Source organism: Alteromonas sp. MmMcT2-2, from assembly GCF_022348305.1.
GTDB lineage: Bacteria > Pseudomonadota > Gammaproteobacteria > Enterobacterales > Alteromonadaceae > Alteromonas > Alteromonas macleodii.
Genome location: NZ_JAKRFA010000001.1, coordinates 197,071 through 223,388, shown reverse-complemented (window position 1 = coordinate 223,388; position 26,318 = coordinate 197,071). Strand labels below are relative to the sequence as shown.

Annotated in this window: 20 protein-coding genes; 14 read left to right on the top strand and 6 right to left on the bottom strand. The window is 45.9% G+C overall.

Annotation, left to right across the window (positions count from 1 at the left end; all coding sequences use genetic code 11):
* Positions 1–9: 9 nt before the first annotated feature.
* Together MHM99_RS00925 and MHM99_RS00920 are read left to right on the top strand one after the other, a co-directional pair.
* Entirely contained in the window at positions 10–909 is a 900-nt protein-coding gene (locus tag MHM99_RS00925; protein WP_061486789.1) for a calcium-binding protein, read from the top strand.
* On the top strand, positions 909–2,348 hold the full coding sequence (locus MHM99_RS00920; RefSeq protein ID WP_239217759.1) for a DUF2271 domain-containing protein: 1,440 nt from the start codon (positions 909–911) through the stop codon (positions 2,346–2,348). The genes MHM99_RS00925 and MHM99_RS00920 overlap by 1 nt, the downstream gene beginning before the upstream one ends.
* Positions 2,349–2,452: 104 nt before the next feature.
* Here the strand turns inward: MHM99_RS00920 and MHM99_RS00915 are convergent, their stop codons facing one another.
* The 4 genes from MHM99_RS00915 to MHM99_RS00900 form a co-directional block, all read right to left on the bottom strand.
* Positions 2,453–3,160 (bottom strand): DUF6445 family protein, encoded by a 708-nt coding sequence (locus MHM99_RS00915; protein WP_168463123.1) that lies wholly within the window; start codon positions 3,158–3,160, stop codon positions 2,453–2,455.
* A complete protein-coding gene (locus MHM99_RS00910; RefSeq protein WP_168463124.1) occupies positions 3,139–3,882 on the bottom strand; it encodes a SapC family protein in 744 nt (247 codons plus the stop codon). The genes MHM99_RS00915 and MHM99_RS00910 overlap by 22 nt, the downstream gene beginning before the upstream one ends.
* A 26-nt stretch (positions 3,883–3,908) precedes the next feature.
* A complete protein-coding gene (locus MHM99_RS00905) occupies positions 3,909–5,477 on the bottom strand; it encodes a tryptophan halogenase family protein (protein ID WP_168463125.1) in 1,569 nt (522 codons plus the stop codon).
* 84 nt (positions 5,478–5,561) lie between these two features.
* Entirely contained in the window at positions 5,562–8,468 is a 2,907-nt protein-coding gene (locus MHM99_RS00900) for a TonB-dependent receptor (protein WP_168463126.1), read from the bottom strand.
* Positions 8,469–9,009: 541 nt separating this feature from the next.
* Between MHM99_RS00900 and MHM99_RS00895 the strand changes: the two genes are divergently transcribed.
* The 5 genes from MHM99_RS00895 (at position 9,010) to speA (ending at position 14,528) form a co-directional block, all read left to right on the top strand.
* The gene (locus tag MHM99_RS00895; protein ID WP_014980650.1) at positions 9,010–10,167 is read left to right on the top strand and encodes an NAD(P) transhydrogenase subunit alpha; all 1,158 of its coding nucleotides are present in this window, start codon (positions 9,010–9,012) and stop codon (positions 10,165–10,167) included.
* A 2-nt stretch (positions 10,168–10,169) separates the two neighbouring features.
* Entirely contained in the window at positions 10,170–10,451 is a 282-nt protein-coding gene (locus tag MHM99_RS00890) for an NAD(P) transhydrogenase subunit alpha (RefSeq protein ID WP_014951245.1), read from the top strand.
* Between the two features lie 11 nt (positions 10,452–10,462).
* Entirely contained in the window at positions 10,463–11,851 is a 1,389-nt protein-coding gene (locus MHM99_RS00885; protein WP_239217757.1) for an NAD(P)(+) transhydrogenase (Re/Si-specific) subunit beta, read from the top strand.
* A gap of 185 nt (positions 11,852–12,036) precedes the next feature.
* Positions 12,037–12,459: an arginine decarboxylase gene (locus MHM99_RS00880; RefSeq protein ID WP_239217755.1), complete on the top strand. Its 423-nt coding sequence runs from the start codon at positions 12,037–12,039 to the stop codon at positions 12,457–12,459.
* Positions 12,460–12,617: 158 nt separating this feature from the next.
* Positions 12,618–14,528, top strand: a complete 1,911-nt coding sequence (gene speA, locus MHM99_RS00875; protein WP_014951242.1) for a biosynthetic arginine decarboxylase — start codon at positions 12,618–12,620, stop codon at positions 14,526–14,528.
* A gap of 43 nt (positions 14,529–14,571) precedes the next feature.
* Here speA and MHM99_RS00870 read toward each other — a convergent pair whose 3' ends face one another.
* Positions 14,572–15,720, bottom strand: coding sequence for a serine hydrolase domain-containing protein (locus MHM99_RS00870; protein WP_239217753.1), 1,149 nt, complete (start codon positions 15,718–15,720; stop codon positions 14,572–14,574).
* A gap of 299 nt (positions 15,721–16,019) precedes the next feature.
* Here MHM99_RS00870 and MHM99_RS00865 point away from each other — a divergent pair, with 299 nt between their 5' ends.
* Genes MHM99_RS00865 through MHM99_RS00855 form a run of 3 tightly spaced genes read left to right on the top strand, consistent with a single transcriptional unit; the run spans position 16,020 to position 18,943 of the window.
* A complete protein-coding gene (locus tag MHM99_RS00865; protein WP_239217751.1) occupies positions 16,020–17,462 on the top strand; it encodes an Ada metal-binding domain-containing protein in 1,443 nt (480 codons plus the stop codon).
* 14 nt (positions 17,463–17,476) lie between these two features.
* Positions 17,477–18,025 carry a methylated-DNA--[protein]-cysteine S-methyltransferase gene (locus tag MHM99_RS00860; protein ID WP_049585570.1) on the top strand — a complete coding sequence of 183 codons (549 nt, stop codon included), beginning with the start codon at positions 17,477–17,479 and terminating at the stop codon, positions 18,023–18,025.
* A 33-nt stretch (positions 18,026–18,058) separates the two neighbouring features.
* Entirely contained in the window at positions 18,059–18,943 is an 885-nt protein-coding gene (locus MHM99_RS00855; protein ID WP_014951239.1) for a DMT family transporter, read from the top strand.
* Positions 18,944–18,960: 17 nt separating this feature from the next.
* Here the strand turns inward: MHM99_RS00855 and MHM99_RS00850 are convergent, their stop codons facing one another.
* Entirely contained in the window at positions 18,961–20,382 is a 1,422-nt protein-coding gene (locus tag MHM99_RS00850) for a diguanylate cyclase (RefSeq protein WP_239217749.1), read from the bottom strand.
* A 238-nt stretch (positions 20,383–20,620) separates the two neighbouring features.
* On the opposite strand from MHM99_RS00850, the gene glmU reads away from it, so the two are divergent.
* The 4 genes from glmU to glmS all read left to right on the top strand — a co-directional run bounded on the left by glmU (position 20,621) and on the right by glmS (position 26,154).
* Positions 20,621–21,979: a bifunctional UDP-N-acetylglucosamine diphosphorylase/glucosamine-1-phosphate N-acetyltransferase GlmU gene (glmU, locus tag MHM99_RS00845; protein ID WP_239217747.1), complete on the top strand. Its 1,359-nt coding sequence runs from the start codon at positions 20,621–20,623 to the stop codon at positions 21,977–21,979.
* A 289-nt stretch (positions 21,980–22,268) separates the two neighbouring features.
* Positions 22,269–23,309, top strand: coding sequence for a Gfo/Idh/MocA family oxidoreductase (locus MHM99_RS00840; protein ID WP_239217745.1), 1,041 nt, complete (start codon positions 22,269–22,271; stop codon positions 23,307–23,309).
* 197 nt (positions 23,310–23,506) lie between these two features.
* Positions 23,507–24,319, top strand: coding sequence for a DeoR family transcriptional regulator (locus MHM99_RS00835; protein ID WP_156078992.1), 813 nt, complete (start codon positions 23,507–23,509; stop codon positions 24,317–24,319).
* A 2-nt stretch (positions 24,320–24,321) separates the two neighbouring features.
* Positions 24,322–26,154, top strand: coding sequence for a glutamine--fructose-6-phosphate transaminase (isomerizing) (gene glmS, locus MHM99_RS00830; RefSeq protein ID WP_014951234.1), 1,833 nt, complete (start codon positions 24,322–24,324; stop codon positions 26,152–26,154).
* The last annotated feature ends 164 nt before the right edge of the window (positions 26,155–26,318 follow it).

Below are 26,318 nucleotides of genomic sequence, written 5' to 3'. Positions count from 1 at the left end.
GAGATAATTATGTTTAAAACAGTAAGTTTAGCCGTTGTATCTGCGCTTTGTATTAGCGCTTCGGCAGTAGCGGCACCACATAGCGCCAGCGGCATTATATTGACCTATGACTTAAACAAAGACGAGTCACTTCCATTAGAAGAGTTCGTTGATGCCAGACGCGCTCGCTTCAATGCGTCTGATACCAACAAAGACGGTGTACTTGATGAAAGTGAATACGTTTATGAGTGGGAAGGCAAAGTAGAAAAACGGTTAGCTGAAGACAGAAAAGCATCGGTAAAACAAACTCACATACGTTTCCATGCTGTCGATAGTAACGATGACGAGTTCATTACTATTGATGAAGTAAACGCGGTGGGTGAGCGAAGTTTCTCGCGTATGGACAGTGATAATGATGGTGTAGTTGCACTGGGCGACCCTGAACCAGCGCCCCGTCGCTCGGCGTCACAGGAAAAAGATGACAAACCTGAGCTAGTACAGCGCCCTATGTTGCGCATGCCGACCAGCCACAATATTGAAGGCTTTGTCACCTTATACGACCAAAACGGTGACGAAAAGGTAACAAAAGAAGAGTTTCACGCCGTTCGCAAAGCGCAATTCCAGCGTACAGACGAAAACAGTGATGACAAGCTTACAGAGCAAGAATACGTGCTTGAGTTTGAAGACAGGCTGGATGCACAGATCGAGAAGACCCATGAAGGGCAAATTAAACAAACTTACGTTCGCTTTGAAGTTCTTGATACAGACGAGAATGGCAAAATGACATTTTCAGAGTACATGGTGTCTGGGTTTAATGCCTTTCATCGCTACGACACTAATGGTGATGGCTACTTAACGTTAGCTGATCCAGCGCCTGCGCCACGTCAGCAGGAGCAAAGTGACACCACCACTGCACAAGTCAGCGAATAATGGTTGGGCGTTTCCTTTTATATCTGGCGGTATTTACCGCCAGCTATGCTGTTAAGGCCGAGTTGTATGTGTTTCCTGCACCATCACCAGAAGCAACCTCCCACACACTTAACACAGAAATAACCCTGTACGAAGAGCAGACACTTAGCGCCATTGAGCAAAAGAATATTGATCTACTGATTAAAGACACCTATCAAACGCTAGATAAATCAAACGCAACGAGTGCGCTTAGCGAAATTAATCAACGTTACGAAGGTACACTTCCGGCGTGGCTGTACAGTGCCATTAAGCGGTGCGAGGATTGGTTTAATCGGACTGAAGGTAACATAAGCTGCCGCAACGGTGCGCTTTATGACTATTGGGCCGAATATGTTCAAGGTAAGCATGACCTTTCGCGTCGCGAAGTGAGACGTCTTGCTCGTGTGGCGCGCATTGCTGAGGTCAATTTTAATGACGATAACAGCGTGGCATTTGCGTCACCTATCCAGTGGGATTTATCCGAGTTCACAGCTTCTCTTGCCGTAGATCGCATTGCTCACTACCTGACATCAATTAATATTCGTTCTTACCACATTAGCGCGCAAGGGCTAGAAACCCACGCGTCGAACCAAGGTTTTAGTTGGCAGGGGACCGTGGCGCAAGAGGCTGTAATTCAAAATGGCCGCGCAACGGACGCTGTTAGTAATCCAAGCACCATCGCATACATCAGGCCGTGGCAACGCCCAGTACTTTCTACTTCAAAGCTGGCGTCTTTAGAAAAGGGCGTGTTAAGCCACAGTGACGGTTGGCCTAGCGCCAAGTTTCAAGCCATATCAGTGGCGGATAACGCATTTGAAGCCATGTTGTTAGCACACTTTTCGGCAACCAAAACAGCGCAGCAAGCCATGGAGTTAGTTAACGCGAACCCATCACTAGCGCTGAAGTTAATTGATGAAAATGGCAGGGTATTTACCAGCAACACCTATACGGCTCGCACGTCGGGTAAAAACAAGGCTGAAAAAAATGGCCACGCCATCTCAATTGATATCACCTTACCGCTATTTGACATTGCAGATTATCGCGGTCCTTACGTAAGCGTGTGGATAAGCGACGAAAAGAACCGGCTAGTAAAAAGCTTGGCGCTTCGCGGCACCAGCGAAAGGTGGCTAGGCGAGCTGCGCACATGGTGGCGAAGAGTGGGTCGGAAAAATGAAGGTTTAGTCGATGGGTTTGCCGGGGCTACAAAGAAAAACGCGCCCTTGCACATAGAGTGGGATGGATTGGATGATTTTGGACAAAGCGCAAACTCTTCGTCGTTAATACTTCACGTTGAAGTGGCTAGAGAGCACGGCGGTCGAAGCTATGAGAAAATTCCATTTACCTTTGATAGCCTGACTTCACCAATAACCGTAACGGGCACGGATGAAATCGCGTCTATTACACTTTCACTAATGAATTAGTCGTCAATCTTAAAATTGCAGTAACGTAACGAGCACTACCAAAGGCAGCTATCGCAAATCGCTATCTGAAGTTTTCATAGTCCTCATTATTAGGGCTGAGCGTTTTACCCTTTAAACGTGATACTGGCGTTTGCGGTTAGCCTGCCTTCTTTCACATCAACAGAATCCGAAATATCGTTAGGTAAACAGCCGCTGTGCAGCAAGTTGGCTGGATACAACACGGCGCGATTAAACATAGGCTCAATGCGGGCGATTTGGATGAACATGGCGGTATCACCGTTTATGTACGCTTTAGGTGGTAGCCCTACGCTGGTGGCTTGACGTTTTAAGGTTTTAAAATAGCCTTCGTATTGCGCTGCATTAACCCGCTCTAACCCCGTTTCAATATGTCGATAGAATGCAGTACCGCCCAAAGGTGCGCTAAACAGATAGTGTACCAATGCCCATTCATTATCCTTTTGCGTATCGATGTGTGGAATACATTGAATGGGCGACAAATTTTTCGGCTCTTGATTGGCTATGGAAAGTTGCACTAGGGGTATTTGAAGCGGCTTTTCCACGCCAAAATCTTGTAGCCCATTATGCGAAGCAAGTTGGCTAAACAGCAGCGGAAGCGAGGTATGTAGGTGTTCGACATACTCCTGGGGCGGGTGACTTCTCACCCCCGGATAAAAGTCGCCATCTCGTTTTGTAAACGGGTGGTGTTGAGCAATTGTTTCTACCAAACTCAGCGGGTCTGGTATGAAACCATCGATAACAACAATCGGTGTGGCTTGCTCACCAACCTTAATCAATTTGTAGTTTGAAACCATGCGTCTGCGTTTTTATTCGCCTTGTTCTTTTTGTCGATAAGGGCATAGATTTGTGCGTTTGACGCTATGAGCGTGTAAATGCATTGCAGCATGTGTTGTGCATGCAAATCAGCAATCGCGTCAGCACTAAGCGCCGCTAGCTTATCTTCATCAATGGTATATAACCCTGTTATAGACGTTTTGCTTTCGTTTTCAAAGGTAATATCTAGGGTGAATGGTGTGATAAGGTTGTGCTGTTGCAGCGCGGCAATAAAACGTTGATTTTGCGTTTCACCGTCAAGAAGCTGAGCAAGGATCTGCTGCTTTTCTAACAGGTAGTTACTGGGCTCTCCCGTGTTATCAAAAAGCGGTGTGCCTTTTTCTTCGCTTACTGAAGCGTTATCCATATCAATGCACAGCACCCGGTTGCTGCTGTCAGCGCTTTGCGCTTCCGTTCCTACATAAAAAGGCAGGCGTTCAAACTGTGCGGGAATATAAACCGCATCCCATTCACCTTGTTGCCAAAATAGGTTTTCTTTTTCTTCAAAACCTAATAAGGCAGATAAGCCAAATTGTCCAGAATCGTCAAACTTGGTGATCACCACGGGGTAATGTACCACAAGCTTGTTGAGTTCAGAGACCACCACAGGAACAAGGTGCTGATTGGCACTGAGTGACAATGCATCGTCGGTTACTTTCAAATCTGCATGTTGTTTATTATTAATGGCAACCATGTGAGTCATACGTAGGCCCTGCTTATTGATTTACGTTAAACGGCCTGCAGGCCGAATTGGTGAATTTTATTAATAAGTTCGCGATGTTTAGGCAGTTTCTCCACCGCCATGCCGCGAGCTTTTCTGTTCTGCATCAACTGTTGCTTAGCAAAGTCGGCGTTAACCCATTGCTGATGTGCGCCTAAATCTGAGGTGAACCCCATACCGTACAGGACATACTGATAGCTTGCCGCGGGGAATACCTCGTTGTTGCTGGTAAAGTCTTTGTCACTAGGTGGGTGGTATTGCCACAGTGCGAGTAATTCTTTTAATGAATCCGGAATAGTATGACTATCGCGATTGTCCCGCCAAAATGCGCTGTCTTCTCGCTTACTCAACATGTAATGCAGCTTTAAGAAGTCGATAATTCGCTGCCAACGGTAAGAAAAGGTGTCATTAAAGCGCTTCGCCACAATATCCATTACGGCTCGGTTTGCTGGTAACTGTTCAGCAATCATTGAGGCAGACAGCTCCACCAGTACAAGCGCTGAGGCTTCTAACGGCTCTAGAAAGCCCGCCGCTAGCCCAACAGCCACGCAGTTATTTTGCCAAAAGCGCTGCCTGTGTCCGCTTTGAATAGTAATGTCTTTTACGTTTATCCCATCTATGCCGTTTAACGTGCTGGTTTGGCGAACGTATGTGTCTAAGCGAGCATAGGCGTCATCTTTACTCTGATGCCTACTGGAATAGACGTGGCCTACACCTCGGCGTGACTGCAAACCGATATCCCAAATCCAACCGGCGTCTTGTGCGGTGGAGATAGTGTGGGAAGCAATAGGACTTTGCGGGGTGTCATAAGGCACGTGTACTGCTAATGCTCGGTCGATAAAAAGTACATCGTCACAGGGAATAAACGGCACTTTGTAATGCTCACCAAGCAGCATAGATTTGAAGCCGGTACAGTCAACAAAAAGGTCGCCCTCTACTATTACCCCTTGCTCGGTATTAAGGGCTTTGATATCGCCGTTATTGCTGCTTTCAACGCGGTTAACGTCGGCCAGCACATGGTGTACACCTAGTTTTTCAGTGCAGTGTTTGGTTAAAAAGGCGGTAAATTTTCCTGCATCTAGGTGATAAGCATAGTTTGCGGTGCCTGCAAACTCTGCGTGGCGTATGCTTTTAGGTGCACAACCTGCTTCGCATATCGCTTCCTGAACACATACTGCATGGGAAAAAGATTCGTTTAATTCTGGTGCAACAGACTGCCAATAAGGGCCTAAATTTGTTTGCGAAAAACCTTGGGGCAGCATGAGAGGGTGGTAGTAAAAATCGTGCTCTTCACCGCTGGTCCACTTAGCGAACTTTGCCCCTTGCTTGAATGTGGCGTCGCATTCTTTGATGAAAGTGGTTTCGCTAATACCCAATGCAATTAGTGTTGAGCGCATGGTTGGCCAAGTGCCTTCGCCCACGCCAATAATAGGCACATTGGGGCTTTCTATTAAGGTTACTTTAATGTCTTTGCGGGTAGCGCATTGATGTTGCGCTGCAATACGACCAGCCGTTAGCCACCCTGCGCTACCGCCACCAACTACTACAATGTGCGTTATGGGAGTTGCTGTTGTCATACTGATTTCCTGAATAAAAACTGTGGCTACCAAAGGGTAGCCACGAATGTGGGACCAACAAATGTCGGCCCCAATTACGCGAAACTAAAAGTTTCCGCGCACACCGAAGGCCCAACGTCTGCCGCTGTCTTCAACCAACAGCAAGTGATTAGAGAAGCGACCGCGTTTATGTACAAACTCTTCTGTAAGGTTAATACCTTCAAAGAAGATTTCTACATTGTCTGTCACGCTGTAGCTACCGCTAATGTCAAGCTGTTGATAAGACTCAACAATGGTTGGGCCGTCACCCTGCCCTTGTGTTAACGACTGAACAAACTCATCACGCCAGTTATAGGCAAGACGAATTTGATAATCGTCAGTTTCATAAAATGCCACCAAGTTGTAAGAATCACTTAACCCGGTTAGTGCAAATACCTGATTAATATCGAATGGATCGAGTTCGGCGTCACTGTCAACGATAGTTCCGTTGGCAAGCACCCCAAAGCCATTATCGAAAGTGTGCTGAAGCGCAAGCTCGAAGCCGTCTACCGTCGCGTCTTCACCGTTATTTGGCAGAGTATTGGTAAACACAGCTACGTCGTCACCCGCATCTGGCGCGCTAGCGTTAGTGCCTGTAGAAGGGTCGGTTAGCAGGCTGCCGTCAGCAAGCTCAAAGGTTTTGTCTTCTTGACTATTAACAATAAAGTTCGATACCAGCTTTCTGAAGTAACCAATCGATGCATAGCTTGCTTCGTCATAGTAATACTCTAGTGACAAGTCCAAGTTATCCGATTTGAATGGCTCTAACGCAGGGTTACCACTGGTAGATGTTAAGTCACCACCTTGGCGGGTGGTTGTAATTACCGTTACCGGCGACATGCTGTTAAGCGTAGGGCGAGTAATAGTTGAACTCGCCGCAAAGCGCGCAATTAAGTCGTCGGTAATTTCCAAACGTACGCTGAAGTTTGGCAATAGCACGTCGTAATCAGACTCAGTGGCAATACTTTGCGCATCGCCAAAACCAGCCAGCATTTCGGTTTGATCCAGAATCGTTAAGCCCGTTATTGGCGCTTGCGTTCCGTTAACCGTCACATCCGTCATTTCATAACGCACACCAGCGGTTGCGCTTAAGAACATGTCTGCAACTTCGCCTTCAAAGTCGAATTCCATATAGGTAGAGATAATATCTTCTTCAACTTCAAAGCTGTTATTACGACGCACCGCATCAAAACTAATCGACTCACCATTTACGCTTTGATAATAAGATTCTAAAAACGCAAAGTTGGCTTCGCCATCATGGGCAAGCCAAGAGGTGGGCATGCGACCGCTACCACTTACGTCAGAAAGAAAATCGCTGCCTGCGTCAAAAACGTATTGGCTGCCTGCTGGGATCTCAGGTAAGTCTGGGTAACCACAGTAAGTACAGTGAATACCTACACCTTCATTGTCCCAACGGGTAAGTGATTTGGTTTCGGTGCTGTACTGTGCGCCAAAGCGAATTTCAGTTAAGCCGCTGCCATCTGTTACGTATTCGCCGTCAAAGCGCAGCTGGCTCACTTCATCTTCTACCGCCCAGCCTCGACGCAGCATTACGTGAGCTCGGCTGTTAGCTTCATCAAGATGATTGCTCACACCATCAGGTGTCAGTGCAGGGTTGTATATAGGGAATCCGTCAGGACCAGTAACAATCGCGCCATCTAGTTCTTGTTGTCCGCTATAAATATTGTCATTAGGCGAAGCGAACATGCTGGCAACTGGTAAAATGTTGTCATCTACTTGGAATCGTACGCGGTTGGCATAACCAATAAGTGAAAGCTGATCGCCGCCACCATTATTGGCTTCGCGTTCGGCTTCTGAATGACTTAAATCAAACGATAAATTCAGATTATCAGAGTACTGGTAATCAAAGTTAAGGCCTATGGCATAGGTATCAGTTAAACGGTCGAACGTTTTGGCGTGCATATCTGTCGCCAAACCTACCTCTTGGTATAAATCGACAATAGTACCGTTTGCATCAACCGTTGGGCTGCGGCGATTGCCGTTTTCATCAAACAGGCTGCCGTCATCACCTACACCCTGAATGTTAGGTGCGGTAAACCAGTGGCCGTACGACGTTGCTTCAGACTCTACGTCAAAATCTGAATACAGTGCGTCAGCAGTTACAACCAGTTTGTCGTTAGGTGCATATTGGAATACAAGATTAGCGTTTGTTCGGGTACGCTCTTCAAAGGTCACTTTGTGATCGTAGTTTCGCGGTGAAAATACATTGCCTGTCCAAGCGTCGCCTGACTGCGTAACAGGGTTTGGCACGCCAACGTTCTCTAGCCAACCGTCCATCTGAGCCTGGTTAAGGCGAGTCTCACGCTCTTGGTGTGAAACGGCAAGTAATACACCGAAGGTGTCGTCATTGAACGTGTTGCTAATAAGGCCAGAAAATTGCGGCGTAGTTTCTTCGCTATTTTCGTCGTACACGCCTTTTACCGAGCCCGCCATTTTAAAACCGTTTAATGCGAACGGGCGCGCGGTATTAATATTAATGGTAGAGCCTACACCACCAGACTGCATTGTGGCCGTTGACGTTTTATGCACATCAAGGCTGCTTACTAACTCAGAAGCAATCGTGTCGAAACTGAACGCACGCGAATCGTTTTCAGACGCCATTTGACGGCCATTTACCAACACGGTGTTAAACTGTGGTCCAAAACCACGTACGGTAATTAGCTGGCCTTCACCGCCTGAACGGTCGATAGATACGCCGGTAATACGCTGTAGTGATTCAGCTAAGTTGGTATCGGGAAAATCACCGATGTCTTCTGCGCTAATGGCGTCGACTACGCCAGCAGAGCTGCGTTTAACATCCATCGATTTTGCAACCGATGAGCGGATACCACTTACCTCAATCACTTCTACGTCTTTATTGGGTTGCGCGTCTTGGGCAAATGCACTATTCGCAGAAATAGCCGACGCTAAAACTGCTGCCACTGAGCATGCAAGCTTGGTTTTCCTATACATGATGGTGTGTGTCCTAATCGTTAATTTTAATGCGCCTTATGGTGTGCACCCCACTTGGCTTTCTCTCACAGCATTTCGCTGTTAATTCATCAAGACGACACGGTTTGTAAAATCCCCCAAATTTATTTAACAATTTTTTAAATTAATTGAATCACCTTATTTAAAAGGCGTGATTTCTTCGACATCGATTATCGTATTTCACCTTTACGTGTGTTTAAAAAGTGCACAATTATTAATGTATTCACAGAATAAATGCTTCTTTATCCACTTCATTTATCGCCTGTATGCCATTTCTATATAAATATTAGTTATGACTCGTAAGTAAATGATACTAGTGATGTATGCCCATATAGCGTAGCTTTGCCGCAGTTTCGCTTGAAAAATAAGCGGAATAAGGGGTGCTATTCGAAGCAAAATAAATACAGAAATTGCCTGTTCTGTTTTTGATTTCGCTAGAGAATGCTAGGCATAAGTGAATAAAATGGCTTAGTACTGTTTAAAGGGTGTCATTCTCGGATAGCCGGAATGTGAGGAGAAGCGTGTGAAAATCATAATATTAAATGAGTCAAAAGCGCCAGATCCGCTAAATAATGTGGAGAAGCGATGTGCGGCTACACCTAGTAGTGCACAGCGTCTGGTGAAAAAAGGGGCGACCTTACTGCTTGAAGCAGGAGCAGGCGTACACTCAGGGTATTCAGATAAAGAATACAAAGATGTAGGCGTAACTGTCATCGATGATGTGAATGATGCATTATCAACAGCAGATATGCTCGTGGCGGTGAACAAACCCACCGATGCACAGCTAGCGTTGATGAAAAAAGGGGCCATTGTGGTAGGCCATCTCGACCCTTTCTTTCAGCAATCGCTTGTTGAGTCTATTGCAGAAAAGGGGCTAACCGCTATTTCTGTAGAGATGATCCCTCGTTCTTCTCGTGCACAAAAAATGGACGCATTGAGCTCGCAAGCGAGTCTTGCGGGTTACGTAATGGTGATGCAGGCGGCGAATCAGTTGCCATCAATATTACCTATGATGATGACACCGTCAGGAACAATAAAACCAGCAAAGGTATTTATTATTGGAGCTGGCGTAGCGGGTCTTCAAGCCATAGCAACCGCGAAACGCTTAGGCGCAAACGTACTTGCTTATGACACCCGCCCTGTGGTGGCTGAGCAAGTAGAATCGCTAGGTGGCAAATTCCTTAAGATCGACATTGGGGAAACAGGCCAAACGAAGGACGGTTATGCAAAAGAACTGACCGATGAACAAAAAGCGAAGCAGCAAGAAGCGCAACGCGACGCGATTGCCGACTCTGACATTGTTATTACGACAGCGCAGTTATTTGGTCGCAAGCCACCAGTGCTTATCTCAAAAGATACATTAGCACTCATGAAGCCGGGCAGTGTGGTTGTAGATATGGCCGCAACATCAGGTGGTAATGTTGAAGGTTCGGTTGCTGGCGAAACCGTTGAAGTTAACGGTGTAAAGGTAATTGGTAATGGTAACTGGAGCCAGTATGTGGCTAAAGCCGCCACCGACATGTACGCCAATAACATCTACAACCTTGTGGATGAGTTCTTCGACGATGAAACCAAAACCTTTGGGCTGAATTTAGAAGACGACATTCTGGCCGGCTGTGTTATCGCCCACGACGGTAGCATCACCAACGACATGCTTAACAACGCATACAAAGGAGCCTAATCATGGAAATCATTTACCTACTTTTCATCGTGCTACTGGCTGCTTTTTTGGGTTTTGAGTTAATTCGAAAAGTCCCAGCAACCTTACATACACCCTTAATGTCAGGCTCTAACGCGATATCGGGTATTACGTTAGTGGGAGCATTGGTAGCCTCGGGTAGCGACAACAACTTGCTAACGACCATTCTTGGTACCGCAGCGGTGGCGCTGGCCAGCATCAACGTGGTGGGTGGTTATCTCGTTACTGATCGCATGCTTGGCATGTTCAAGAAAAAAGATAAATAAGGAGTACGCAAGTGAGTGATATCGTAACCGTAATAAACCTTGCGTACGTAGTAGCTGCGGCACTATTTATACTAGGACTTAAGTTACTTAGCCATCCAGATACCGCGAAAAAAGGTAACCTTATTTCTGCCATTGGTATGCTGGTTGCTGTCGTCGTCACCCTGCTTGACCAGCAGATTATTAGCTATCATTACATCCTGCTAGGTTTTGTTATTGGTGGCGCCTTTGGTGCGTGGAAAGCCAAGACCGTTGAAATGACGGCAATGCCAGAAATGGTGTCGTTATTTAATGGCTTTGGTGGCGCAGCGTCATTGCTTCTGGGTTGGGCAACATTAGCCGGAATGAGCCTAATTACTCTTAAAACGGAAAGTGCGTTCACTTTTATTACCCTGTTTTTCACAATTTTAGTTGGGGGCATTACGTTCTCTGGCTCGGTGGTAGCCTGGGGTAAGTTGTCAGGAAAAATGAGCTCTAAAGCCGTTATTTTCACAGGGCTTCGCGAGCTAAGCATCTTGCATCTAATTGGCATGGTGGTGATAGGTTATTTCTTTACTACCGACCCAAGCAACCCACTTTGGATTTACTGTGCTATTGCGTTGTCACTAAGCTTCGGCTTGTGGGCTACCATTTCAATTGGTGGTGCAGATATGCCAGTGGTTATTGCGCTTTTAAATAGCTACTCAGGTGTAGCAGCGTCGGCGGCAGGTCTTGCTACAGGTAACACAATATTGATTGTTACCGGTCTACTAGTAGGCGCTTCAGGCTTAATTCTTACCAATATTATGTGTAAGGCCATGAACCGTTCATTGATGAATGTGTTGTTGTCTGGCTTTGCCAAGCCAGTCGAGGCCGGCGAAAAAATAGAAGGCGAGATTAAAGTACTGTCGGCGCAAGATGCATTTTATGTATTAGAAGCAGCGCAAGCAGTACTGGTGGTGCCTGGTTATGGTATGGCGGTTGCGCAAGCGCAGCATGCGGTACGTGAACTTCAGTCGTTGCTAGAGGAAAATGGCTGTACGGTTGACTACGCCATTCACGCTGTAGCGGGGCGTATGCCGGGCCACATGAACGTGTTATTGGCAGAAGCTGACGTGCCTTATGACCAACTATACGAGATGGATGACGTTAACCCTCGTATGGAAAACTATGACGTGGTTATTGTTATCGGTGCAAACGATGTTGTTAACCCAGCAGCCAAAGAGATGAAAGGCAGCCCTATTTACGGAATGCCAGTTATCGAAGCACATCGTGCGAAAACGGTCTTTGTACTTAAGCGTTCTGCGAATGCCGGTTTTGCCGGTGTAGACAACCCGCTGTTTTTCAAAGACAACACGCGCATGGTTCTGGGTGACGCTAAAGACACTATTAACAGCATTATTCGCGAGTTCGGAGACGACTAATACAGCGTATCTTTTTGATACATCTTCTATAAAGGCCTGTTTAAACACAGGCCTTTTTGTTGGGTATTAAACTTAATTATAAAGTACTCAACTATAGTTGTAGTTGATGCTTATCAGCTCTAGTATGTGAATGCTATAGATGTTGAGTTAGCTATTCATATAGTCGCATAGAGATGTACGAATAAATGTCTACGACCCCTTTTCATATTGAGCCGTTTAGAAATTGTATTTTGGTCACGCTTCGTGGCGAGTGGGATATGTCTACCAACATTCAGTACCTTGCTAAGCTTTCTGATTGCTTGAAAACCCGTAAAGGCAGACCCTTTCACTTATTTGTAGACATGCGTAGTTGGCAAATCCCCAATTCTGATACCTTCAATCAAATAAAAGCGCCCATTAAGTTAGATAGGCGAAGTCAGCTCAGCGAGACATGGCTGGAAGATGAAGCAACAGATGCTGATCACATTGCAGAGAAGTTTTTTAGCGCGCCATCAATTAAACTGGGATTTGAACTTGAACGTACTCAAAGCATCTCAGAGTTTATAACCCATTGTGAAGAAAAAGCAGATAACGTCGTTTTAGATTATGTTCGAACTTGGATAGGCTAAAAAAGCCCGCGTTCGATAAACAAAATTCGTCGCGACAATAGATATTTTATATCGCAACAACTATCGCGTTCAGTCTTACGTTGACTATAATACGCTGCTTATTTTCGCACTTTCTATGCTAGGTATTGGCCTAGCCCACTTACAAATAGGTGAATAAATTGTCAGATTGGAGCATCGAAGAAGCGGAGCGCGTCTATGGCGTGTCTCAATGGGGTGGCGGCTATTTTCAAATTGGTGAAAACGGCAACGTCCATATTACCCCTGTTCCTGAAGATCCTAGCATTCGAATCGACTTTAATTCGGTAATTGAAGATATCCGCAAAGAAGGCGTACAGTTTCCTGTTGTTGTGCGCTTCCACGATATTCTGCGCTCGCAAGTTGCAGGCTTGAACAAAGCATTTAGAAGCTCCATCGAAGAAGCCGAATACCAAGGCCAGTACCAAGGTGTGTATCCGGTAAAAGTAAACCAAATGCGCGAAGTCGTTGAGGAAATTGTCGATGCGGGCAAGCCATTTAACTATGGCTTAGAAGCGGGGTCAAAAGCCGAGCTTCTGACTGTGCTTGCCATGAATACTAACGAAGAGTCTCTGACTATCCTAAATGGTTATAAAGACGACGAAGTTATGCGTCTTGCGCTGTTAGGAAGAAAGCTGGGTCGCCGCGTTGTGGTAGTAGTTGAAAAATACACCGAGCTTCTTCTTCTGGTAAAAATAGCCAAAGAGCTGGATATCGATCCTATCATTGGTGTGCGCTCAAAAATGACGGTGAAAGGTCGTGGTAAGTGGGAAAGCTCTGGTGGTGAACGTGCGAAATTTGGTTTAACCATTACTGAGATCATTAACGCAGCCCGCTACCTTGAAGAGCAAGGCATGGCGCACTGCTTAAAGCTGCTGCATTTCCATATTGGTAGCCAATTAACAGACATTCGTGCGGTTAAAGAAGCGGTAACCGAAGGCGCGCGTATTTACGCAGACCTTCACAAAATGGGCTTCGAGCTAGATTATGTTGATGTAGGAGGTGGCCTTGGTATCGATTACGACGGCAGTAATTCAACTAATGAATCGTCGCGTAACTACAGCATGCAAGAGTATGTTGCTGACGTTGTCTATGGCATGAAGGAAATGTGCGACCTTGAAGGCGTACCGCATCCGCATCTGGTTAGTGAAAGTGGACGTGCAATCACTGCGCATCACAGCTGCGTTATCACGGAAATTGTGGGCGAAATTAAGTCGAATGCGTCGCAAATGGATACATCAGCAAAAGCGGGTGAACACTTCTTCCTTAAGAATATGCGCGAACTTGCAGACACGTTTGATGAACAAACGAACATGCATGAAATTTACAACGATGCGTCGCAGTATAAAGAGCAAGCGCTAGATGCATTTAAATTACGCGTGTTGTCACTTGAAGAGCTGGGCAAAATCGAAACGCTGTACTGGCAAATTATGGGTCGCTTACAGCAGTGGTATCGCAACGAAGAATATGTTCCAGAAGAGCTTCAAGAGCTAGATTACAGTTTGTCGTCTCAGTACCTTTGTAATTTCTCTGTATTCCAGTCGGCTGCTGATACATGGGCCATCGACCAGCTGCTGCCGGTAGTGCCTCTTATTCGTATGAATGAAGAGCCAACGGTCAATTGCTCGCTAGTGGATATTACCTGTGATAGCGACGGTAAAATTGATCAGTTCACTATTGGCCGTGAAATTACTGACGTACTGCCAATGCACCCACTTAAGAAAGATGAGCCGTACTACATTGGTTTGTTCTTAACGGGCGCTTATCAAGACGTTATGGGCGACATGCACAACTTGTTTGGTCGCTTAAATGAAGTGCATATTTACAGCTATGACGACGATCCTGAAGACTTTTACATTGAAGAAGTGGTGAAGGGGTCATCGGTAGAAGATGTACTTAACGTTATGCAGTATAACCCGCGCGCAATGGCATCAGACGTAAAACGCATGATAGACAAGCAAGTGTGGGACGGAAAATTGAACCCTCGTGAAGGGGTTCGCTGGACTGATTTTTACGAAAACTGTTTGGCAGGTTATACCTATCTAAAACAGTAGCGTTTAATATCTGAATGAAAGTACCTAAAAGCCGATGCCGATATTACTTATCTGCGTCGGCTTTTTTCAAGTAACGCTTCCAAAACTCGGCTGTCGTTGAATTAATCATATTCGACTCTGCGTTCATCAGCATCACATAGCCAACTTTGTGTTCAGGCAAAAACGCCACGTCAGCGCGATAGCCTTTTACCCAACCCCCATGATAGTTAAGCTGTAATCCATTTAAGTCGTAAATACGCCAACCCAAACCATAGTGAGCATCGTCAATCATGCCGCGCCAACCTCTGCGGTAGGTTTCACGCTTCGTTTTCACGCGCTTTGTAGTGACATAGTCCACCATTTCATCGGATATGACCGTTGGGAACTCGCCTAGCAGCGCTTGCAGATAAATCGTCATATCTGAAATGCTAGCGTTAACGCCAGCAGCTGGAGAGAACCGGTAGTAGTTGCTTTCTACCTTTCCTTCGCGCCATTTATTTCTGGCGATAGCAATATGAGGTTGAGCCCATGATTCTGATGCAAGCAATCCGCCTTTTCCAACACTGGCTGTTTTCATACCTAGTGGTGCAAACAGGTTGGCCTGAAGCTGTCGTGAGTAAGAGGTATTATTGTTGCTGAAGTAGTATTCCAGCGCACCAAAGAGTGCATTTTGATAGGTATAGCATTCACCCGGCGCACACAGTGGTTCAAGCTCGCCCAGAGATTTAAGCACGCGCTCCAGCGAGTAGTCAGCTTCAATAAGGTTGTCGTAAGCGTTGGGCATAAAGCCACTAGATTGGCCAACGATATGTTGCAGTTGCAGCGCATTCATTCCTTTGCCTTTAAAAGGAATGTCGGGTAATAAGGTGGTTATCGGTGTTTCCCAGCTAAGCTGGTTTTTTTCTACAAGTTTAGCTGACAACAACGCAGTAAAGGTTTTTGAAACAGAAGCTAGCCTGAATACTGTGTTCTCTGTAACTTTCTCTCCGCCGCGTTTGCGGGTACTTCCATATACGTAAACCCTTGGCGCTTTGCCCTGTTCATAAAACACAAACGCATAACCAGGCACGTTGTATTTTGAGGCTTCCTTTTGAACGTAACTAGCATAGTCATCAAGCCAATCCGCAAAAGCGCTTTGTGTAATGACCATTAGCATCGCTATCAGCCAAATTTTAGACAGGCGCAGCTTGAAGGTGCGCAAAGAGTTCAGCATACAGTCAGCTCGTTAAGCCTGTGGTTTTCTGATACATCCATCAGGCGCTCATTATTATTATCGCATTATTATGCGTTTAGCTGCTCCAATGATCAAATGTCGCTAATTATGCTCACTATCTCTTCAATGATTTGATTTATTCTAGCGGTAAGCGAACCGTTGTAAGAATATGCAAGAAAGGAAGAGAAGTTCGACTAGCAAGATTTGTAATTATTGAGTTCTGATTTTGTCGCACCAACAGAGCCAATGCACGATACACTAGATAAAGGTGATAAACGACAGGTGGGAAGTGCATTCTAATGCCAGACAGTCTTTTTGTCTCAGACATGAGGGTTTCAGAAAACTCGACAACTGCTGAGTCAGTGCTTTCAAAAGCAAGGCTTAGCAGAGATCCGCGCTTTGACGGACGATTTTTTGTGGCGGTAAAAACAACCGGTATTTTCTGTAGGCCAATCTGTCCAGCGCGACTTCCTAAAGAAGAGAATGTGACTTACTTTCAACACGCCACACAGGCAATGGCACATGGTTATCGTCCATGTTTTCGCTGCAGGCCTGACAGTGCACCTCGTTCAGCGGCGTGGAAAGGCGTGGGCGCAACGATTAACCGAGCGTTGTCGCTGCTATCTGTTATTCCCATTGAACGCGTTGCGGATATTGCTATGCGGTTGGGTATTAGTGAGCGTTACCTAAATAAGTTGGTCGTCAATGCTGTGGGCATACCGCCTAAGCAGTTTCAAAATATGCAGCGCACTTTGTTTGCAAAGCAGCTTATTCAACAAACTCATTTATCTATGACAGATATCGCAATTACGGCAGGCTATCAATCACTGAGACAACTGCAGCGGGCCATAGAGCAATATTGCGCTACGTCTCCTACCCAGCTTAGAAAAAGAGAGCCGGTTCAACAAAAGGCTATCTCTTTATTTCTTTCATATCGGCCGCCGTACAATTGGCCCTATGTACGAGATTTCTTGGCAACTCGCGCTATTGAGGGCATGGAACGAGTAACGAACGAGAGCTATGAACGATACTTTTCATGCAATGAAAGTTTAGGCTTTTTTAAAGCCATTCACGACGAGGCGCGCCACGGATTCAAACTTCTCATCGACATGCCTGATTTAGGTCGTCTTCATACGATAATTGAAAACATAAAGCAGGTACTAGATCTTCACGCTGACCCGCTGTTAATTGAACAAAGCCTATTGCAGTCTGGGTTACCGCCGAGCAAGTTAACGCCTGGGCTACGCCTTCCCAGTGCATGGAGCGTATTTGAAAGTGGTTGTCGGGCTATTGTAGGCCAGCAAGTTAGTGTAAAAGCGGCTATTGGCCAGGTGACTTTACTGGTACATCAGCTGGGCGAAACGGTATCTGATGCGCTCCCGTCAAACGGTCTTGAATCTATAACGAATGAACGCTACAGCTTTCCCTCGCCTGAAAGTGTGGCCGAAAACAGTCTGGAATTCTTACGTATGCCACAGGCGAGGAAGGAAGCCGTGCGTCATTTTGCTCGTTTATTCATAAACGGTAACATGCCAAGCCATGAAGACATATTCGCCATTAAAGGCGTGGGCCCGTGGACGCTCGACTATTTAAAAATGCGGGGGGAGAGAAACCCTGATATTTACCTTGGCGGTGATTTAATCGTTCGTAAAATGGCGCAGCAGTACCCCATAGCGCCTGAAAAAGCGGCACCTTGGCGCAGTTATTTAACCCTTCAATTGTGGCAGTTAAGTAATCAGTAAAGAGAGTCGTTAGTATGAAATATACAGATTTCGTGAACAGCATACAGGGGCTTGTTAAAGTTGAAGCCACTGATAAAGGTATAACGGCTATCGAGTTCGTGAGTGCCGCTGAATCAGGTAATACGGCCAACGCAAAGCAGGGTGGCATAGGCAGAAAAACTGCAGCGCAAGAAAGCGTGCTAAGCAACGACTTTCATTCGCAAAAAAACGCCATCACCGAAGCAGCGTGCAGTCAGTTACAAGCATACTTTGACGGTACGTTACGCGAGTTTGACCTACCGCTTTGCCCTAAAGGTACGGCGTTTCAGAATCAGGTGTGGGATGCCTTGCAGCAAGTTAAATACGGCGAAACCGCTAGCTATTTAGACATCGCAAAAGCCATTGGCAACCCAAAAGCTGTCCGCGCCGTGGGTATGGCAAATGGTCGTAATCCTATTGCTATTGTCGTGCCTTGCCATCGTATAATCGGAAGTAATAAAACCCTAACGGGCTATGCAGGTGGTTTACCGCGTAAGCAGTATTTACTTAATTTAGAAGGAGCCCAAGGGGTGCTGGGGCTATAAAAGAATGGGTGATAAGAAAATGGTGATAAAAGAATGGCAATAAGAGACATTATCTCGCTGCTTGTGTTAGCCGGTATCTGGGGCGGTTCATTTATTTTCATGCGTGTTGCCGCACCAGAATTTGGCATTTATGTATTAGTAGCCATTCGTACCGTGCTTGCTACAGCGGTATTGCTACCATTGCTGCTAATACGAGGGTCGGTAAAAGACATAAAGCGCCACTGGTTGGCCATTGCGCTGGTGGGCATGGCTAACACGGCGGTGCCTTTCGTCCTGTTTAATTACAGCAGCCTGCATTTAGAGGCAGGGGTGAATGCCATTTTAAATGCCACGGCTCCCATGTTTGGCGCCATTGTCGCTTGGCTGTGGTTAGGTGACAAACTAACAAAGTCAGCAGTAGCGGGGCTTTTTGTAGGCTTTGTAGGCGTAACCGTTATTAGTCAGCAAAAGCTTGGCGAGGGCGATATTAGTTTTCTTCCTATTTTGACTGCATTATTGGCCACCACTGGCTACGGCATAGCGGCGTGTATGATGAAGAAATGGTTGCAGGGGGTTAAACCTTTGGTTGTCGCTACAGGTAGTCAGGCTATGGCCAGCGTGATGCTAGCACCATTCGCGCTTGCGACCTTGCCAGAAACAATGCCAAGCGTTAATGCATGGGTAAATGCGGTAGCGCTGGCTGTCGGTGGCACGGGCATAGCGTATATCTTGTATTTCAAACTCATAGCTGACATCGGCCCAGCCAAAGCCATTACTGTAGCTTACCTAGTACCACTATTTGGCATTATTTGGGGTGTACTGTTCTTGCAAGAGCACTTATCAATTCAAACCATTGTGGGTGGTTTAATGATTTTGTTCGGTGTGGCGTTAACCACAGGCGTTCTCAAAAGAAAACGCCTTAAGGTTAAACCTGCTTAAATTGAATCAAACTTGGGCTAGTCTATCAGCTGCATTCTTACTAAATTGCTGCCGTCGCGCTTGGCTTGATAAAGCGCGTCTTCCGCGTGCGCGGTTACTTCGTGCATAGCGCGCGGTGACGCGGTGTAAGATATACCAATAGACGCTGTAATAAGCAGTTCTGGTAACTCTTGTAGCGGCGGCAAGGTTGCGATGCCGTGACGAAGATTTTGTGCCATATCAAAAGCCACATGCGGGCCGGTATGTGGCAATAGAATAATGAATTCTGCACTGCTCCAGCGTCCCAATACATCCTGCTCGCGCAAGTGCTCAGCCAAGTAGGCCACAACTTTATCTAATAAGTCGTCGCCTGCGTTTCTGCCGTGAGCGTCGACAATGTCAGAAAACTCATCAATGCTAATCAGCATTACGCTTAGTGACTTATGTTCAGCCAGTAGCGTTTTGTAGATAAGCTGTAAATTCTCTTTTTCTGGAAGACGGTTAGTATGGCGAACAACCAGATCTGGCTGCATGTCTTTTCTAAAGTAATACAACAGATTGTAGATAAGCAAAAACAGCGAGAATACAACAACCAGTAGTGTTACAACGCTGAATATAAATGCTTGTGAAATTTCAGCCTGACGTTCTTCAAGTGGACTGAGTAAAAACACCGTCCAACCAAATTGATTAAGTTTTACTTCGGCAATAAGGTAATCATTCTGGTCGATCGTCACTAACTTATTGTTGAGTGCCTGCTCGTTCTGGATAGTAAGGGGAAGGCTGGCATACCAAGGCAATTCTGACAAATTGGTAAAATCAGAGTAAGACGCAATAAGATTAGGATCAGAAGACAGCATAATGTCGCCCTCACCATCTACAAACAAAAAGTCGTAGCCGTACTCTTGCTTATAGGTATCGAAGACCTCGATAAAACTGCGCAGACTCTTTCCAACACCAAAGAAGCCCAAGAAGCGGCCATTTTCATCGTGGATCTTTATATCAATATAGAAATGGGTGTCTTCCCATTTACCGATATCTGCCACGGCATCGGTAGGGTAGTCCTTGTACTTGAAATACCAGCTTACTTCCCCTTCAATCAGGTTAATTATGCTGCCATCAGAATTATATTGTTTTCTGTCTGCCTCGCTGGCAATAAAGAAAGACAACCCAAACTCGTTTTCAAGACGATCCAATGTTTTGAAAACAGCCTCTTGGTCAATCGTTTCTCCATCCATCAAGTCTACTAACTCGGTGGAATGCCCCAAAGCTTCTGAAATATGGAGTGGTTTTAAAAGTTGCTCCACAATAAGTGAGATTGCGGGCGAAAGTGACTGTTGTTGCGCGCGACTCTGCTCGGCAACAATCTTGGAAATACTAAAATGTACCAGTGTAACGATAGCGATAACCACTACCGCGAATAACACTAAAATGCTTCTATGCAGTGTTCTAAATGTGTTCACAGACTGCGCATGCTCCCTTGCCTGACTGAACTTTACCTATAATGGTAAGTATACCTGTTGCAATATTGAACTACTAGGTGACTATCATTAACTTTAGACTAAATAACAATGAAGGAAAACACCTAGTTTTCGCACTCTGCAAATAGCTTTTGATCACGAATGAACCGCTGACATATGCTATTTCCTTGGTTACACTATGCTCCGATTTTTCATTCTCTTTGCGAAATAAAGGAATTATATGGCTTTCTCAGTGGTTGTTTTAGCGGCGGGTAAAGGTACTCGTATGAAATCATCGTTGCCCAAGGTGTTACACAAAGTAGGTGGTGTACCTATGGTGCAGCGAATTATCAACACAGTAAAATCACTGGGTGCTGACAATATTCATTTGGTCTACGGTCATGGCGGCGACCAGCTTAAGGCAACGGTTGTTGAAGATAATCTAAACTGGTGCTTACAGGCCGAACAGTTAGGTACAGGCCACGCTGTTCAGCAAGCGGCACCTCATATTAAAGACAATGAAGACGTGCTTGTTCTGGTTGGCGACGCGCCACTTATTCGCGAAGAGACACTAAGTGCGTTAAAAGCTGTGAAGGAAAGCTGTGATTTAGCACTGCTCACTGTAAATCTAGACGACCCCACAGGCATGGGCCGTATTATTCGTGAGAATGACAACATTACCGCGATAGTTGAGCACAAAGACGCCACTGATGCCCAGCGTGAAATTAAAGAAATTAACACCGGTATGATGATGATGTCTGGCGTTGATCTTAAGCGCTGGTTGGGCGAGTTAAGCAATGATAACGCGCAAGGTGAGTATTACCTTACCGACGTTATTGCCATGGCAGCGACCGAAGGCAAGCGAATTCAGTCAGCACAGCCACAGTCTGCGGTAGAAGTGGAAGGCGTTAATAATCGTTTGCAGTTAGCTAACTTGGAGCGCGCGCTTCAGCGTCGCCAAGCCGAGGAGCTAATGACCAATGGCGTGACCTTACTGGATCCTGCTCGTTTTGACTTACGCGGCCAGCTTGAAACCGGTAACGACGTAATTATCGACGTTAACGTTATTGTTGAAGGTAAGGTGACACTTGGTAGCAACGTCAACATTGGTGCAAACTGTATTCTGCGCAACTGTACTATTGCCGATAACGCTGTAATTGAAGCTAATTCTATTGTTGAAGAAGCCTGTGTAGGTGAAGCCTGTACGGTCGGGCCTTTCGCTCGACTACGCCCTGGTGCAGTAATGCAGAAAAATGCCAAAGTGGGTAACTTCGTGGAAATGAAGAAGGCTATTTTAGGCGAGGGCGCCAAAGCGAATCACTTAATCTACCTAGGCGATGCAGAAGTGGGTGCCAAAGCGAACATTGGCGCAGGCACTATTACCTGTAACTACGACGGTGTGAACAAGTCCAAAACCGTCATCGGCGAAAATGCCTTTATCGGCTCAAACTCGTCGCTTGTCGCGCCTGTAAACATTGGCAAAGGGGCTACTGTAGGTGCTGGTTCCGTGATCACGTCAACCGTAGACGAAGACGCGCTAGCCGTTGCCCGCGGTAAGCAGCGCAATATTCCAAATTGGCCGCGCCCGACCAAAAAATAAAGACGTACCCTTATTAAAGCTCGCTAACGGGTTACATGATGAGATAGGGCTGGCAAACACAAATAGTGATTAGCTAGCCCAGTTTCTTCTTCAGTCCCATCAAACTATCACCCAGTCAGAAAGATGACAAAATCAGAGGGCTTAAATTAACGTCTACTGTGTCGCTGTAAACACAACTCATTCAGCTATCTGTCTTCTAAATAATGAACTATCTATGGTTTCCCCTATCTATCATTACTGATAGTGTGTGTTTACTTACCTCTTAATTCTCGTTACACAAGGATATGCGATGATATCTACACTTCTGGTTGGCTTTGGATTTTCCGCCACAACCTTTCATTTGCCATTTCTAAATTATCTACCGCAGTTCTCTGTCGATGTGGTTATCTCTTCAAAACCTGATGTGGTTAACGCAGTTTTACCCCATGCTGAAGTGTATGGCTCGTTGGAAGAAGCGCTTAAAATTCACGATGTAGATTTGGTGGTTATTACAACCCCAAATCACCTTCATGGGCCACAGGCGAAACTGGCATTAGAGCACAGCTGTCACGTATTGGTAGAAAAGCCATTTACATTAGATAGTGAAGAAGCAGAAGCTTTAGTAGAGCTTGCACATTCTCAAAATAAACAGCTTTGTGTTTATCACAACAGACGTTTTGATGGCGATTTTCTTACGATTAAGCAGCTAATTAACGATGAAAAACTTGGCGACATTAAACGTTTGGAAAGCCGCTTCGATCGATTTCGCCCAGTACCACGAGACAGGTGGCGTGAAAATGCAGGGCCAGGAAGCGGTATCTTCTGGGATTTAGGTCCCCACTTAATCGACCAAGCGCTACAGCTTTTCGGCGAGCCGGAAGAAGTGTCGGCAAACATACAGGCCTTGCGTGAAAATGGACAGTCAGATGACACGTTCGATGTAACACTTCACTATGTTGATAAAGTTGTAAAGCTAGGTAGTTCAGCTTTTCAGGCAGGAGCAACATTGCGCTACGACTTGCAAGGCACAAAAGGCAGCTTTCGAAAGTTCTATTTAGATCCGCAAGAAGATCAATTGCGTGCAGAGCTATCCTTTGATGATGAACACTGGGCGATTACAAAAGATAACGAGCATGGCGTGCTAGCTGTGGTCAATGAAAGCGGCCAGCTAGTTGAAGAGACGGTGACAACATTGAAGGGTGAATATCTCACGTTTTTCAATCGCCTTGCTCACGCTATTGAAGACGGTAAATTCTCGCCGGCTGACGCGAGTACGGTCGTACCTGTTATCAAAGTCATTGAGCTAGCCATAAAAGCGAGTGCTCAAAAGAAATCGCTGGCGTTTAATTAAACAATTACCTTGATCGTCGTTTCAATTTAACTTACGATGCTTTCACTTTAAAACTAATAACTTTCGTTTTGAAAGTTATGATTGAATGTTGAAGGTGTGTTTGCGGACTGTTTTGCAGACTTTTCATGGCTTGTTCTCAATTGGAACAACGCGTACAGGAAGGTTTAGCGAGAAGGCGGCAAGAGCATGAGGTTATATTGAAAAGTAGTAAATCGGTTGAACAGCGCCGCCAGCAGATAGTGGCGTGGGTGAAAGAGCATGGTCAATCTCAAGTTGAAGATTTGGCCGTGCGTTTTGCTACGTCTGAAGTCACCATTAGAAAAGATCTCGCAGCCCTTTCGCAGCAAGGTTTACTGATTCGACAGTTTGGTGGCGCAGTGCCTGTACCATCATCTACCAACTCAAATGCTGGGCCATCTCAGTTTATTACCAGTGACCCTTTCGCGAATTCAACTACTAGCCCAGCAATTAACGCTATAGGCCAACTTGCAGCGAGCTTGGTCAAACCGGGCAATAAGCTCGTTATAGACTGCGGGTCTACCACCGCATCCATCTTACCCCATTTATCACATGCCGATGATTTAGTGGTAATGACCAACACATTATCAACCGCCAATTACCTTACCCAAAGTGAAAAAGAGCCGACGGTGTTAATGGTAGGGGGCACATGGGATGCCCAATCTCAGTCGTTTCAAGGCGCTATGGCTGAACAGTTGGTTAGTGCCTATAGTTTTGACATTGCGTTTATTGGTGCCGCGGGCATAGATGTCAACAGAGGCACCACCACCTTTAACGAGCTTATTGGTGTAACCCGCGCCATGGCTGTGGCGGCTAGTAAGGTGGTTATAGTAGCCAGCTCAAAGAAATTAACGCATAAAATGCCTAACCTAGAGCTAAGCTGGAAAAACATTTCTGTTTTGATCACTGATGAAGGCATTTGTAAACAAGACAAACTTAATATTGAAAATCAGGGCGTGACAGTACTTATTGCAGCGCCGAGTGGAGAATAATTATGTGTGGAATAGTTGGCGCTGTAGCTGAGCGTAACGTGGTTGAAATCCTATTAGAAGGTTTAAAAAGACTGGAGTATCGCGGCTATGATTCAGCTGGCGTAGCGCTATTGCAAGGCGACGGCACGCTTACGCGTATTCGCCGTACAGGCAAAGTACAAGAGCTTGCTGATGCGGTGGCAGAAGGTGAAGCTTTGGGTACAACTGGAATTGCTCATACCCGTTGGGCAACGCACGGTGGTGTGACTGAAGCGAATGCGCACCCACACTTTTCAACTGAACGTGTAGCTGTTGTTCACAATGGTATTATTGAAAACTACGTTAACTTAAAAGCACAGTTAAAAGAGCAGGGCTATACCTTTACCAGCGACACCGACACAGAAACTATTGCTCACACCGTACACGAAGAGCTTAAGTCAGGTAAGACTTTACTAGACGCTGTGCAAAGTGCCGTTAAAACCTTCCACGGTGCGTATGGCACCGTCATCATGGATAAAGAAGATCCTAGTCGCGTAGTGGTTGCACGTTCGGGCAGCCCGCTTGTAATTGGTTTGGGGCTTGGCGAAAACTTCATTGCGTCAGATCAAATGGCATTATTGCCAGTGACACGCCGCTTTATCTTTTTAGAAGAAGGCGATGTGGCAGAGATTACTCGTCGCGACGTTAAAATCTTCGATAAAGACGGCAATGCCGTTGAACGCGAAGTGATTGAGTCGAATATCGAGCACGACGCGGGTGACAAAGCGGGTTACCGCCACTACATGCTTAAGGAAATTCACGAGCAGCCAACCGTTGTTCGTAATGCGCTTAAAGATCGTATTGACGAAAACGGACTTACTGCTGACATATTTGGTAAAGGTGCTGACGAGATATTCAAAAAAGTACAGCATGTACAAATTATTGCCTGTGGTACCAGCTACCATGCGGGTATGACGGCGCGCTATTGGCTAGAACAATATGCAAATGTGTCGTGCAACGTAGAAATTGCATCAGAATTCCGTTACCGCAAGTCAGTAGTGCACCCAAACAGCCTGCTTATTACTATCTCTCAATCAGGTGAGACAGCCGATACGTTAGCTGCCCTTCGCTTAGCAAAAGAGCTGGGCTATATGTCTAGTTTGACTATCTGTAACGTTCAGGGTTCGTCATTAGTACGCGAGTCAGACCTTGCATTTATGACCCGCGCTGGCGCGGAAATTGGCGTTGCGTCTACCAAAGCTTTCACTACTCAGCTCACTGCGTTCTTAATGCTTACCCTAGCACTGGGCAAAGAAAACGGCATGACAGACGCTGACAGCAAAGCTATTGTCTCTGCGCTTCATAGTCTACCTGCAAAGCTTGAAGAGACCTTAGCGATAACTGGTGGCATTGAAGATTTAGCTGAAGAATTTGCAGATAAGAACCACAGCTTGTTCCTAGGTCGTGGCGATCAATACCCTATTGCCATGGAAGGAGCGCTTAAGCTTAAAGAGATTTCTTATATTCATGCGGAAGCGTATGCGTCTGGGGAATTGAAACACGGCCCACTTGCGCTTATTGATGACGAAATGCCCGTTATTGTGGTTGCACCTAACAACGAACTCCTCGAGAAGCTAAAGTCGAACGTTGAAGAAGTACGTGCCCGTGGCGGCATCATGTATGTATTTGCGGATAAAGATGCGGCGTTTGAAGGTGATGAAACCATGCGCGTTATCAACGTACCGCACTGCGACGAACCAATCGCACCTATCATTTATACCTTGCCACTACAACTTTTGAGCTACTACGTAGCGCTAATTAAGGGCACCGACGTTGACCAGCCGCGTAACTTGGCGAAGTCGGTTACGGTGGAATAAAGCACACTGCTGAAGCACTTATTCGTGCTCACAAACAAAGCCTGCGGCTGACAAAAGCGCAGGCTTTTTTGTTTTCAATAGGCGATTATTGGCTGCTAATTAAGTGGCTTTCCTGCAAGTCCATGACTCACTATTATTTCACTTCTCTTTCCACCACTCTCACT